A 12,034-nucleotide genomic window follows, 5' to 3' on the forward strand; every position below is an offset into this window, starting at 1 on the left:
ACACTCAGAGCGTACGCAGGCCGGTGCCGCTGACCTGGTATTCCGCCGCGTTTCCGGCGGCCACCTCGAGGACGGCCTTCGCGACCTGCTCCGGCGTCAGCACCGACTCCATGTTCTTCACGAAGGTCTCGCGGTCGACGCCGGTGCGCGCGGCGTAGCCGTCGACGCCCGTCGAACCGAGGCCGGTGAGCGGAGTCAGCTGCGGCAGGAGCGTCGCGAACCGCAGGCCGAGGCCGGCGCGATCCGACTCGTCGGCGGCGTACGCGCGCAGGTACCGGATCGCGGCCTTCGCGCTGGCGTACCCGCCGCTCAGCGGTGACCCGCCGATGGCCGCGCCGCTGGACATCGAGACGACGACACCGCCCTTCTCGAGGGGCTGTCGCAGCGCGGCGCGGGTCCAGGCGAAGACGTGCCGGGTGTCGACGTGCCAGTTGCGGCTGAAGGTCTCCCAGGTCTGTTCGTGGACGGGCGCCATGTGCGGCACGGCTCCGGCGTTGAGGACGAGCAGGCCCGGCCGGTGGTCGCGCAGGACGTGCTCGGCGAGGACGTCATCGGTCGCGTCGGCCGCGACGGGGACGAACCTCGCGCCCAGGTCGTCGCGGACGGCTTGGAGTTCGGCGGAGCTGCGCGCGATCCCGACGACGGTGCGGCCCTCGGCGACGAGCGCGGCGGCGATCGCGCGCCCGAAGCCGCGGCCGGCTCCGGTCACGACGGCGGTGGTGGACATGGGTACTCCCCGGGTGGTCGAGGCGGTGCGGACCGGATCAAGACCGGCCGGGGAGCGGAAAACCGTCGTCGAGTGACCCAGGTCACACGGGTTTGGCCGACGGGCGGCGGTGCAGCAGGTCGAAGCGCGTCCACATCGCCTCCGCCGCCTCGATCGACTCGCTCGTGCGCGCCGGGTCGACGGCCGCCAGCTGCGCGACGATCGCCTGGACCAGCGCCATGCCCGCGGTCAGCGACGGGAAGAACGTCACGCCCTCGGCGGGCACCATCAGCACGTGCTCGACCGCGCCCGCCAGCGCCGGGCTGGCCGCGTCCGTGACGGCGAAGACCCGCGCGCCACGGCGTTTCGCCTCGTCCGCGGCCAGGACCGTGCTCTCGTAGAGACGCCAGAAGCTGATCGCCACCAGCACGTCGGCCGAGGTCAGCTTCGCCGTCTGGTTCGCCAGTTCCGCGTCGCCCGCCGTGACCGCGTGGACGTCGTAGCCCGCGAGACGCGCGTTGTGCGCGAAGGCGATGCCGACCGCCGCGTAGCTGCCGTCCGCGATCACCAGGGTCCGGCGGGCCGCCGCGATCGCCTGGGCGACCTCGCGGATGACCTCCTCGTCGAAGCGCCGGTTGAGGAGGGCCAGGCTGTCGAGGTCGCGGCGCAGCGACGCCGATCCCGGCGAACCGACGCCCCGGTGTTCCTCCGCGACCTGCGGCGCGCTCAGCGACGACATGTACCGGGCCCGCAGCTCCTGCTGCAACGCCGGCCAGCCGGCGAAGCCGAGCGCCTGCGCCGTGCGCGTCACGGTCGCGACGTTGACGCCGGCGAGCTGCGCCAGCTCGGCCGTCGAGCCGAACGAGGCCCGTCTCGGCTGGGAGACCAGCACCTCCAGCACGGCGGCGGACTTCGGCCGCAACCCGCGTTCGGGCAGCCGGTCGCGCAGCCAGCCCTCGAAACCGTCGTCGGTCTCCGCCACCCTCGTGCCCTCCCTCGCTCTCGCAGAACCGTAACGCAGGGACATCGACTTGCAATGAACGTTGCAAAACTGCGAAAACGCAGTATACGTTGTCCGCACTCCCCGGCGCCCGAGACGGAAGGCGTTCCCCCATGACCCTGCTGGCACGACTGGACCGGCTCCCGCTGAGCCGGCCCCACTACAAACTGCTGCTCATCGGCGGGCTCGGCTACACCTTCGACGGCATGGACTCGGCGGTCGTCGCCTTCCTGCTGCCCAGCGCCAAAGCGGCGTGGGGGCTCGGCAACGGCCAGCTCGGGCTGATCGGCTCCGCGACGCCGTTCGGCTTCCTCTTCGGCGCGATCGCGGCCGGCCTGCTCGGCGACCGCATCGGCCGCAAGAAGGTCATGATGTACGCGCTGGCGTTCTACGCGCTGTTCTCCGTGATCGCGTCCTTCTCGCCCAACTACGAGATCTTCCTCGGCGCGCGGGTGCTGGCCGGGGCGGGCGCCGGCGCCGAAAGCGCGATCATCGCGCCGTTCCTGGCCGAGTTCGTGCCGGCCAAGCGGCGCGGCTGGTTCGTCGGCGCGCTCGCCGGGTTCTTCTCCTTCGGGTTCGTGGCGGCCGCGCTGATCGGGCGGTTCGTCGTGCCGTCGTTCGACGAAGGCTGGCGGGTCGCACAGCTCGTCACCGCGCTGCCGATCGTGATGCTGTTGTGGTGGCGGCGATCCCTGCCCGAGTCGCCGCGGTTCCTGCTCGCGCGGGGACGGGCGACCGAGGCCGAGAACGTCGTCGTCAAGATGGAACGCGACGTCCAGAAGGCGACCGGCGCGGCCCTCCCGCCGGTGCCCGCCGCCGAGACCGGGCCCGCGACCGAGACGCCGAAGGTCACCCTCTTCAGCGCGCTGAAGTTCCTGTGGAGCCCCGCGATGCGGCGCCGGACGGCCGTGATCTGGACCGTCTGGTTCGTGATCACGTTCTCCTACTACGGCTTCTTCTCGTGGATCCCGACGCTGCTCGTCGAACGCGGCATCACCGTGACGAAGAGCTTCGAGTTCTCGATCATCATCTACCTCGCCCAGGTGCCCGGGTACTTCTCCGCCGCCTGGCTGTCCGAACGGCTCGACCGCAAGCACACCATCGCGTTGTACCTGGCGGGTTCGGCGGTGAGCGCGTTCTGGCTGAGCCAGACGAGCGCGCCGTGGTCGATCACGCTCGCCGGGGCCGTGCTGTCGTTCTTCCTCAACGGCACCTACGCGGGCGTCTACTCCTACACGCCCGAGGTGTTCCCGACCTGGATCCGCGCCAGTGGTACCGGCCTGTCCAGCGCGTTCGGCCGGGTCGGCAGCATCCTCGCGCCGACGATCATCGGCCTGTCCGCGGCGAGCCTCGGCTTCGCCGGCGTCTTCGGCCTGACGACGGCCGTGCTCGCGGCGGGCGTCCTGTGCGTGCTCGTCTTCGGCCTGTCCACCGCGGGCCGCTCCCTGGAAGAACTGACCGAACACGGCGCGCCGGTGGCCGTCGCGAAGGAGATGACGAAGTGAGTCTGTCCACTGTGGAGGAACGGGTGCGCGCCGAGCTGGGCGTGCGGCTGTTCACCGTGCTCGCGTGGGTGCCGGAGCGCAACGCGCTGCGACGGGTGCACAGCAGCCACCCCGCGGAGTACCCGGTGGGCGGGGAGAAGACCGTCGAGGTCGCCGCCGGCTGGCTCGAACGCTGCATCACCGCGCAGGAGCCGTACTTCGGCCCGGACAAGGCGGCGGTGCGGGAGATCTTCGCCGACCACGACCTGATCGAGTCGCTCGGCTGCGGGGCGATCATCAACGTGCCGGTGGTGTCCGGCGGCCGGACGCTCGGGGTGCTCAACATCCTCGACGCGGAAGGCGCGTACGACGAGGATGCGGTCGCGGTGGCCGGATCGCTGGCGCCGCTCGCGGTGCCGGCCCTGCTGGAGGAGGAGAAGTGACCGGATCCCTGGTACTGCGCAACGCGCGGCTGCTCGACCCGCTGTCGGGGGAGTACACCGAGGGCGACCTGCGGGCCGTCGACGGCCGCATCGCCGAGGTGGGGCCGTCGCTGGGCGCGGCCGACGTGCGGACCCTCGACGTCCGGGGCGCGGTCGTGCTGCCGGGGCTCGTCGACGCGCACGTCCACGTCACCGCGTCGACGGCGGACCTGGGGTCGCTGCCGTCGTCGTCACCGTCCTATGTGGCCGCGCACGCGGCGCGCACGATGAGCCGGATGCTCGACCGCGGGTTCACCACGGTCCGCGACGCCTCCGGCGCCGACTTCGGTCTCGCCGACGCGCAGGCGGAAGGGCTGTTCCGGGGGCCGCGGCTGCTGTTCTGCGGCCGGGCCCTGAGCCAGACCGGCGGGCACGGTGACAGCCGGACCCGCGGCGCGCACGCGAAGGACGACCACCCGTGCTGCGCGGGCCTGGGCCGGGTGGCCGACGGCGTGGACGCGGTCCGCGCGGCGGCGCGCGACGAGCTGCGCAAGGGCGCGCACCACATCAAGGTGATGGCGTCCGGCGGCGTCGCGTCCCCGACCGACCGCATCGACTCGACGCAGTACTCGGCCGAAGAGCTGGGCGCGATCGTCGAGGAAGCGACGGCGGCGAACCGGTACGTGGCCGCGCACGCCTACACCGCCCGCGCGGTGAACCGGGCACTGGAGCTGGGCGTCCGGTCGATCGAACACGGCAACCTGCTCGACGACCGGAGCGTCGCCCTGTTCCGGTCCCAGGACGCCTACCTGGTGCCGACGCTGGTGACGTACTGGGCGTTGAAGGAGGAAGGCCGCGAGCACGGCCTGCCGGAGTCGAGCTGGCGCAAGGTCGACGAGGTGCTGGGCGCGGGCCTGGCGGCCCTGGAGCGCGCGGCCCGCGGCGGCGTGAAGCTGGTCTACGGAACGGACCTGCTGGGCGGCATGCACCGCCACCAGAACCACGAGTTCCGCCTGCGCGCCGAAGTCCAGACGCCCCTGGAGATCCTCCGCTCGGCAACATCGACGGCGGCGGACCTGCTGAACCTGACGGGCGAGATCGGCACGGTGGCCCCGGGCGCCCACGCGGACCTGCTGGTGGTCGACGGCGACCCCCTGGAGGACGTGGCGGTACTGGCGGAGCCGAAGAACTTCCGCCACATCATCCAGGGCGGCGAGGTCGTCGCGGGCTAGACCCAGTTCCGCACCGCGGGCGCGTAGCCGTCGGGTTTGTCGCCGACCTTGGTTTGCGGGGTCACGATCCAGTTCTGGTACTCGGGCGTGAACATCCGGTACACCGAGGCCGGCGGCACCGCGCTCGCCTCGTCGAGGCGGGCGCGCAGCTCCGCCGGGATCTCGAAGTCCAGTGCGGCCATGCTCTTGCCCAGCTGCTCCGCGCTGCTCGCGCCGACGATCGCCGACGCGATGCCCGGCTGCGTGGCGACCCAGTTGATCGCCACCTGGGCCATCGTGACGCCCAGCTTGCCCGCGACCTCTTCGAGCGGTTTCAGCAGCTGCCAGTCGCGCTCGGTCCACGGTTGCGCGTCCGGGTCGGCGAAGCGCCCGGTACCGCCGTCGCGGTACTTGCCCGTCAGGAAGCCGCCGGCCAGGGGGCTCCACGCGGTGAGGCCCATGCCCAGGTGCTGTCCCATCGGGACGTGCTCGGTCTCGATCTGCCGCTGCACCAAGGAATACGGGAGCTGCAGGTTGATCATCGGGGTGAGCGAGTGCGCTTCGGCGTAGGTCTGCGCCTTCGCCGCGTACCACGCCGGCACGTCGGACAGGCCGGCGTAGCGGATCTTGCCCGCGCGGACGAGGTCGTCGAGCGTGCGCACGACCTCCTCGGCCGGGGTGAGCCGGTCCCACGTGTGCAGCAGGAAGAGGTCGACGTAGTCGGTGCCCAGCCGCCGCAGGGACGCCTCGAGCGCGCGGACCAGGTGCTTGCGGCCGTTGCCGCCGGCGTTGGGGTCGCCGGGGTCGACGCTGTTGGTGAACTTGGTGGTGAGCACGACGCGGTCGCGCACGCCCGCTTCGGCGACGAGCCGGCCGAGGATGGTCTCGCTCTCGCCCGCGGTGTAGAAGTCCGCGGTGTCGAGGAAGTTGCCGCCCTCGTCGAGGTACTTGCGGAAGATCGGGCGGACCTCGTCCGCCGTCTTGCCGTAGGCGGCGTGGAAGCCGCCGGTGCCGAAGTTCATCGTCCCCAGCGCGAGCCGGCTGACGCGCAGGCCGGAGCGGCCGAGGAGGTAGTACTGATCGAGTGCCATGACTTCAGCGTGCCGAGCACTTTTTGGACCCGCAAGTCCATTCGCCGTGGGTGCCGGAGGGAGGCCGGCACCCACGGCGCGGACTCAGCGGCAGCGGTAGCTCGACGCCACCGCCGGGTCGCCACCCGCGTAGCGCGACACCCGCGGGAGCGGGCACAGGTCGCGCGTCCTGCCGTCCGCGGACGCCGCCGTCAGCGTCGCCGGGGCCTTGCCGTGCTCGACCCAGTCGACGAGCTGGCCCAGCGCGTTGGTCGGCTCCGGACCACCGCCCCCGAAGCAGTGCTCGACGCCCGGCGCCGGGAACAGCCGGTAGAAGTCGTTCACGCCACCCATCGTCCGCTCCACCTGGGCGCGGTAGGAGAGCGTGCCGCCCGGCGGGATCAGCTGGTCGTTCGCGCCGACGAACGTGATGAGCTTGCCGCCGGCGCGGCGGAAGGCCGACAGGTCGGGGTCGGACGTGCCGATGACGTCGTCGTACTCCCGCACCGACTGGCGGAACACGTCGGCGTACTGGGCGTACGTCAGCTTCGAGGTGTCGAAGCCGGCCTGCTTCTCCACGAACGACTGCACCCACTTGACGGCCACCGGGAAGCCCGGCGCGGTCGCCACCAGCCACGTGTAGTCGGCGCCCTTCGGGAGCCCGGCCCACAGCCTGCGCCCGTGCTCGTCGGTCGGGCCGGCCCAGATCTTGCGCATGACCTCGGCGTCCGCCGCGGTCACGGTGAACTCCTGGCCGTCGCACACGACCTTGGTGCCGACCAGGCTGCGCGGGTCGTAGCCGCACTCGTCCGGCCGGTCGACGATGCCGTTGGTGACGCCGTCACGCGCGTCGCACGCCTTGACCGCGGCCGTGCGGAACGCCGAAAGCACGCAGGTGCTCGGGAAGTCGTGGCTCTGGTTCATCACGACCTGCGGCCAGAGCGTCGCGACCGCGAACTGCGTCCAGTCGACGGCCGGGGCGTTCGCGAGGATGCCGTCGAAGTCGCCGGCGTACTTCTGCGCCTCGGAATACCCCTGGCGGCCGCCGGTCGAGCAGCCGGTCCAGTACGAGTACGTCACCGGGCGGTGGTAGTACCGCTGCGTGACGGCCTTGCCGATCAGGGCCTCTTCGTGCACCGAGCGGGTGGCGAAGTTCGTCAGCAGGGTCTGGTCGACCCGGCCGTCGGACTTGAGCGCCCAGGACGTGTCGAGGCCGTCGAGGGACACGCCCGCGTCGGTCGTCACGCCGGCGTAGCCGTCCTTGGCGGCCTGCGCGAGGCCGTCGAAGTTGCCGGCGGCGTAGGCGCTGCCGCCGAGGGCCTGGAGCCGTCCGGTCCAGCCGGTGTCGGGCAGCGCGACGGCGACCTTGACGTGGTCGGTGCCGTCGTGGGTCAGGGTCACGGTGACCTGGCAGTACGCGGTCTTGTGCTCGGCCTGGACCGACTCGGTCTTCGCGCCGGAGGGCGCGGGGACCGACACGGCGGCGCACGCGGGCGTCGCGGCGGCCGCGCTCGGCGCGAGCGGCACCAGGCCGGTCAGCAGGAGCGGCACGGCGGCCGCCAAGAACTGGGGAAGGCGTCTCATCGGTTCCTCTGGTCGCTTTCGTCCGATGTGGACATTGCGCTGGTCAAGGTAGGCGGCCGGGCCGGACGCCCGCGCCCGTCGGGTGACGCTGACCATGTACGTCACTTGGCTGTGAGCTGCGGAAACGTGCTTTCGGTAAGGTCGGGTCCATGGCGCTGCACGGGCGGGAAGCCGAGCTGAAGGAGCTGGGCGAGCTCGTCGACGGGCCCGGCGACCGCGCCGGAGTCCTCATCCGCGGGGAGGCCGGGATCGGCAAGTCGGCGCTGGTCGCCGAGACGGCGGCCGCGGCGTCGGTCGCCGGGCTGCGCGTCCTGCGGACGACCGGGGCGGAGGCCGAGCAGAACCTCGCCTACGCCGGTCTGCACCAGCTGCTGCACCCGGTGCGGGCGGGCTGCGACGAGCTGCCGGCACCGCAGCGGTCCGCGTTGCGGACGGCGCTGGGACTGGCGGAGGGCGCTTCGCCGAGCGCGTACCTGGTCGGGCTGGCGGCGCTGACGCTGCTGGCCGAGGAAGCGGCGGCGAAGCCGTTGCTGCTGGTGGTGGAGGACGCGCACTGGCTGGACCGCGCGAGCGCGGACGTCCTGGCGTTCGTGGCGCGGCGGATCGAGGCCGAGCCGATGGTCCTGGTGGCCACGCTCCGGGACGGCGCGGCGTCCCCGCTGCTCGACGCCGGGCTGGCGCCGATGCTGCTGGGCCGCCTGCCTGCCGAGGAGGCCGCGGAGCTGCTGGACGCGGTCGCGCCCCGGCTGGCCCCGGCGGTCCGGACCCGCCTGCTGACCGAGGCGGCCGGGCATCCGCTGGCGTTGACGGAACTGCCCTTGGCGCTGGCTGATCTCGACGGGCTCGACCCGGTGCTGCCGTTGACGGAGCGGCTGGAGCGCACGTTCACGGCCCGGGTGGCGGGCTTGCCGGCACCGACGCGCACGGCGTTGCTGGCGGCGGCGCTGAACGAGACGACATCGCTGGCCGAGACCTTGACCGCGACGGCTGCCCTTCTGGCGGCGGGAGGGACCGCGCCTGGCGCCGGAGCCTTGCCGGAGCGGGTGGCGGCTGCCTCGCCGGGCGGCGAGGGGTGCGGCCTACCTGATGCTGCCGATGTGCCCGGGGGCGCCGGGTCGGAGCTGGCTGCCGCCGAACCCGAAATCCTCGGGCCCGCCGTCGAGGCTCGGCTGGTCGAACTCTCCGCCGGGACCGTCACCTTCCGGCACCCCCTCATGCGCTCCGCCATTCCCGCCGCGGCCGGCCCGGTCGAGCGGCGGCGGGTCCACCTCGCCCTCGCCGAAGCTCTCCGGGACCAGCCCGACCGCCGTGCGTGGCACCAGGCCGCCGCCACCGCCGGGCCCGACGAAACCGTTGCCGCCGCGCTCGAACGGACCGCCGAACGCGCCCGGTACCGGGGTGGCTCGGCCGCCGCCATCGCTGCTCTCGAGCAGGCCGCGCGGCTGAGTGAACGGCCCGAGCCGCGCGCCGAGCGGCTGCTGAAGGCCGCCGAACTGGCCGTCGAGTCCGGGCGGCGGGAGACCGCCGAACGGCTCGTGCACGCCGCGAACCCCGCCGGTGCGCGGCAGCGGGCCACCGCGAGCCGGCTGCTCAGCGAGTTCGAAGACGGCGTTCGCGAAGACCCCGCCCGCGTCGCCGAACTCGCCGCCACCGCCGAGGCCGTCGCCGCCGAAGGGGAGCACGACGCGGCCATGCGGATCCTCTGGAGCGCCGCCATGCGGTGCTTCTGGACCGAGCCCGGCGAAGCCGCCCGGCGGGCGCTGCTCGGCGTCGCCGACCGGCTGCCCGTGCCGGACGACGACCCGCGCGTCGTGGCCGTCACCGCCTATGTCGCGCCGTTCGAGCGCGGTGAGGTCGTCCTGAAGAACCTGACGAAGCTCGCCGGCGCGACCGGTGCCGATCCCGAGGTCGACCGGTACCTCGGCAGCGCGGCCCTGCAGGTCGGCGCGTTCGACCTGGCCGCGCGGTTCTCCGCCGCCGCCGCGCCGGGCCTGCGTGCGCAAGGCCGGCTCGGGTTGCTGCCGCGGGCGCTGGCGGTCCAGGCGTGGAGCCGCGTCCGGCTCGGGGACCTCGCCGCCGCGGTGCCCGTCGCCGCCGAAGCCGCCCGCTTCGCCCAGGAGACCGGCCAGCCGTTCATGTACGGCTTCGCCACCGCGGTCCAGGCCGAGATCGCGGCCCTGCGCGGCGACCACCGGCAGGCGAAAACCCTGGCCGACGAAGCCGAACGCGCCGGGCTCGCCGCGGGCGCCCGGCCGGTCCTCGCCACCGTCCAGCTCACGCGCGGGCTGATCAACCTGAGCGAGGGCCGGTTCGAGGACGCCTTCGCGGACCTGCGACGACTGCTCGACCCGGCCGACCCCGCCTACCAGCTGGCCCTGCGCGCGTACTGCCTCGCGGAACTCACCGAGGCCGCGGTCCGCGCCGGGCAGACCGACGCCCTGCGCGCCGTCCTCGCCGAGCTGGAGTCCCTGAAGTCGCCGTCGCCCGCGCTGCACATCGGGCTGCGGTACGCGCGAGCCGTGCTCGACGAGCGGTTCGAGGCGGCACTGGACGCCGACCTGACCGGCTGGCCCGCCGAACGCGGCCGCGTCCACTTGGCCTACGGCGAGTGGCTGCGGCGGCAGCGACGCGTCGTCGAGTCGCGGACGCACCTGCGCACGGCCCGGGAGACGTTCGACGCCCTCGGTATGACGGCCTGGGCCGAGCGGGCGCAGCGCGAGCTGCGCGGGGCGGGCGAGTCGAGCCCGAACCGGGGCCCGGACGCGCGCGAGAAGCTCACCCCGCACGAGCTGAGCATCGCCCAGCTCGCCGCCGAGGGCCTGACGAACCGGGAGATCGGGCAGCGGCTGTACCTTTCGCACCGGACCGTCGGGACCCACCTGCACCGGATCTTCCCGAAACTGGGCGTGAGCTCGCGCGCCGACCTCGCCGGGATGCTGAAGACCCTGGACGGGTGACGTACACCGGCTGCGTCACCTGACGGGCGCGAAGATCACTCGAAGCTCCCTAACGTCGTGAAAGTCCCACGGTCTTTCGCGCAGGAGCAGATGATGATCAGCAGGAGAAGGTTCGGGCAGGCGTTCGCGGCGGGGCTGGCGGCGACGTCGCTGGCCGCCTGTTCGTCCGGCGGCGCGCCCGCCGCGCCGGCGAAGACGCCCGACCTGCGTGCCGGGTCCGGCGAGCACACTTCGCTCGGCGAACTCAAGCACGCCGACGCCGGCGTGCTGACCATGGCCTACGCCGAGTTCGGGCCGGCGACCGGGCAGCCGGTCGTGCTGCTGCACGGCTGGCCGTACGACCCGTACAGCTACGTCGACGTCGGCCCGATCCTGGCCGCGGCCGGCTACCGGGTGATCGTCCCGTTCCTGCGCGGCTACGGCCCGACGACGTTCAAGTCCGCGCAGACCGTCCGCAACGGACAGCAGGCGGCGGTCGCGCTGGACGTCGTCGCGCTGATGGACGCGCTCAAGATCGACCAGGCCGTCCTCGGCGGGTACGACTGGGGTGCCCGGACCGTCGACATCATCGCCGCGCTGTTCCCGCAACGGTGCAAGGCGGTCGTCGCGGTGAGCGGCTACATCGTCACGAACCTGGTGGCGAACCGGAAACCCCTGGCGCCGCAGGCGGAACTGGGCTGGTGGTACCAGTACTACTTCGCGACCGAGCGCGGCCGCGCCGGCTACGCGGCCAACCGCCACGACTTCAACAAGCTGATCTGGAAGACGGCGTCCCCGGCCTGGCACTTCGACGACGCGACCTACGACCGCAGCGCGAAGGCGTTCGACAACCCGGACCACGTCGACATCGTCGTCCACAACTACCGCTGGCGCCTGAGCCTCGCGCCGGGCGAGCCGCAGTACGACCAGTACGAGCAGAAGCTCGCGGCCGGCCCGGCGATCACGGTCCCGTCGATCACGATCGGCAGCGACTTCGACGCGGCGGCCAAGGACGGCACGGCCTACCGCGCGAAGTTCACGGGCAAGTACGAGCACCGGATCCTCGACGGCATCGGCCACAACGTGCCGCAGGAAGCGCCGCGCCCGTTCGCCCAGGCGATCATCGACGCCGACCACCTGTGAGTCCGCCGCGACGGGTCAGGCGACGGTGGCGTCCAGGGTGACTTCGACGTTGCCGCGCGTGGCCTTCGAGTACGGGCAGACCTGGTGCGCGCCGGCCACCAGGTCGTCCGCGGTGGCCTGGTCGATGCCGGTCGCCTCCAGGTGGAGCACCGCGCTCAGGTGGAACTCGCTCGCTTCCGTGTCGTGGTGCAGGGTGACTTCGGCGACGACGGCGAGGTCGTTCAGCGGCACCTTCTTCGCGCCCGCGACGCGGCGGACCGCGCCGACGAAGCACGACGCCCAGCCCGCCGCGAACAGCTGCTCCGGGTTGGTGCCGTCGCCCGCGCCGCCGAACGCCTTGGGCACGGCGAGGGTGACGTCGAGCGCCCCGTCGTCGGAGGTCGCGCGGCCGCCGTTGCGGCCCTCCGCGGTGGAGGTGGCGACGGCGGTGTAGGTCACTTCGGACATGTGGTTCCTTTCAGCGGATGACGTCACCACG

General features: G+C 72.8%; 10 protein-coding genes. 5 read left to right on the forward strand and 5 right to left on the reverse strand.

What is annotated here, in order from left to right; translation table 11 throughout:
• Positions 1–4: 4 nt before the first annotated feature.
• Together ACWEN0_RS37280 and ACWEN0_RS37285 are read right to left on the reverse strand one after the other, a co-directional pair.
• Positions 5–727: an SDR family oxidoreductase gene (locus ACWEN0_RS37280; RefSeq protein ID WP_451984409.1), complete on the reverse strand. Its 723-nt coding sequence runs from the start codon at positions 725–727 to the stop codon at positions 5–7.
• 82 nt (positions 728–809) lie between these two features.
• On the reverse strand, positions 810–1,688 hold the full coding sequence (locus tag ACWEN0_RS37285; protein ID WP_451984411.1) for a MurR/RpiR family transcriptional regulator: 879 nt from the start codon (positions 1,686–1,688) through the stop codon (positions 810–812).
• A 131-nt stretch (positions 1,689–1,819) separates the two neighbouring features.
• On the opposite strand from ACWEN0_RS37285, the gene ACWEN0_RS37290 reads away from it, so the two are divergent.
• Genes ACWEN0_RS37290 through ACWEN0_RS37300 form a run of 3 tightly spaced genes read left to right on the forward strand, consistent with a single transcriptional unit; the run spans position 1,820 to position 4,844 of the window.
• On the forward strand, positions 1,820–3,211 hold the full coding sequence (locus ACWEN0_RS37290) for an MFS transporter (protein ID WP_451984413.1): 1,392 nt from the start codon (positions 1,820–1,822) through the stop codon (positions 3,209–3,211).
• Complete coding sequence (locus ACWEN0_RS37295) at positions 3,208–3,633, forward strand: GAF domain-containing protein (protein ID WP_451984415.1); 426 nt, start codon at positions 3,208–3,210, stop codon at positions 3,631–3,633. Before ACWEN0_RS37290 ends, ACWEN0_RS37295 begins: the two co-directional genes overlap by 4 nt.
• Positions 3,630–4,844, forward strand: a complete 1,215-nt coding sequence (locus ACWEN0_RS37300; RefSeq protein WP_451984417.1) for an amidohydrolase family protein — start codon at positions 3,630–3,632, stop codon at positions 4,842–4,844. The genes ACWEN0_RS37295 and ACWEN0_RS37300 overlap by 4 nt, the downstream gene beginning before the upstream one ends.
• Here ACWEN0_RS37300 and ACWEN0_RS37305 read toward each other — a convergent pair.
• Together ACWEN0_RS37305 and ACWEN0_RS37310 are read right to left on the reverse strand one after the other, a co-directional pair.
• Positions 4,841–5,914 (reverse strand): aldo/keto reductase, encoded by a 1,074-nt coding sequence (locus ACWEN0_RS37305; RefSeq protein ID WP_451984419.1) that lies wholly within the window; start codon positions 5,912–5,914, stop codon positions 4,841–4,843. The genes ACWEN0_RS37300 and ACWEN0_RS37305 overlap by 4 nt on opposite strands.
• Positions 5,915–5,998: 84 nt before the next feature.
• The gene (locus ACWEN0_RS37310) at positions 5,999–7,477 is read right to left on the reverse strand and encodes a tannase/feruloyl esterase family alpha/beta hydrolase (RefSeq protein ID WP_451984421.1); all 1,479 of its coding nucleotides are present in this window, start codon (positions 7,475–7,477) and stop codon (positions 5,999–6,001) included.
• 149 nt (positions 7,478–7,626) lie between these two features.
• On the opposite strand from ACWEN0_RS37310, the gene ACWEN0_RS37315 reads away from it, so the two are divergent.
• Both ACWEN0_RS37315 and ACWEN0_RS37320 read left to right on the forward strand, forming a co-directional pair.
• Positions 7,627–10,434, forward strand: a complete 2,808-nt coding sequence (locus ACWEN0_RS37315) for an AAA family ATPase (RefSeq protein ID WP_451984423.1) — start codon at positions 7,627–7,629, stop codon at positions 10,432–10,434.
• A 93-nt stretch (positions 10,435–10,527) separates the two neighbouring features.
• Positions 10,528–11,556, forward strand: a complete 1,029-nt coding sequence (locus tag ACWEN0_RS37320) for an alpha/beta fold hydrolase (RefSeq protein ID WP_451984425.1) — start codon at positions 10,528–10,530, stop codon at positions 11,554–11,556.
• Positions 11,557–11,571: 15 nt separating this feature from the next.
• Here ACWEN0_RS37320 and ACWEN0_RS37325 read toward each other — a convergent pair whose 3' ends face one another.
• A complete protein-coding gene (locus tag ACWEN0_RS37325) occupies positions 11,572–12,003 on the reverse strand; it encodes an organic hydroperoxide resistance protein (protein ID WP_451984427.1) in 432 nt (143 codons plus the stop codon).
• Positions 12,004–12,034 lie beyond the last annotated feature (31 nt).

This window comes from Amycolatopsis sp. NPDC004378 (genome assembly GCF_053602455.1).

Bases quoted from the DNA above. Each gene is read 5' to 3' on its own strand.
- ACWEN0_RS37320 (WP_451984425.1), top strand. From the start codon at position 10,528: ATGATCAGCAGGAGAAGGTTCGGGCAGGCGTTCGCGGCGGGGCTGGCG.
- ACWEN0_RS37325 (WP_451984427.1), bottom strand. From the start codon at position 12,003: ATGTCCGAAGTGACCTACACCGCCGTCGCCACCTCCACCGCGGAGGGC.
- ACWEN0_RS37280 (WP_451984409.1), bottom strand. From the start codon at position 727: ATGTCCACCACCGCCGTCGTGACCGGAGCCGGCCGCGGCTTCGGGCGC.
- ACWEN0_RS37290 (WP_451984413.1), top strand. From the start codon at position 1,820: ATGACCCTGCTGGCACGACTGGACCGGCTCCCGCTGAGCCGGCCCCAC.
- ACWEN0_RS37305 (WP_451984419.1), bottom strand. From the start codon at position 5,914: ATGGCACTCGATCAGTACTACCTCCTCGGCCGCTCCGGCCTGCGCGTC.
- ACWEN0_RS37315 (WP_451984423.1), top strand. From the start codon at position 7,627: ATGGCGCTGCACGGGCGGGAAGCCGAGCTGAAGGAGCTGGGCGAGCTC.
- ACWEN0_RS37310 (WP_451984421.1), bottom strand. From the start codon at position 7,477: ATGAGACGCCTTCCCCAGTTCTTGGCGGCCGCCGTGCCGCTCCTGCTG.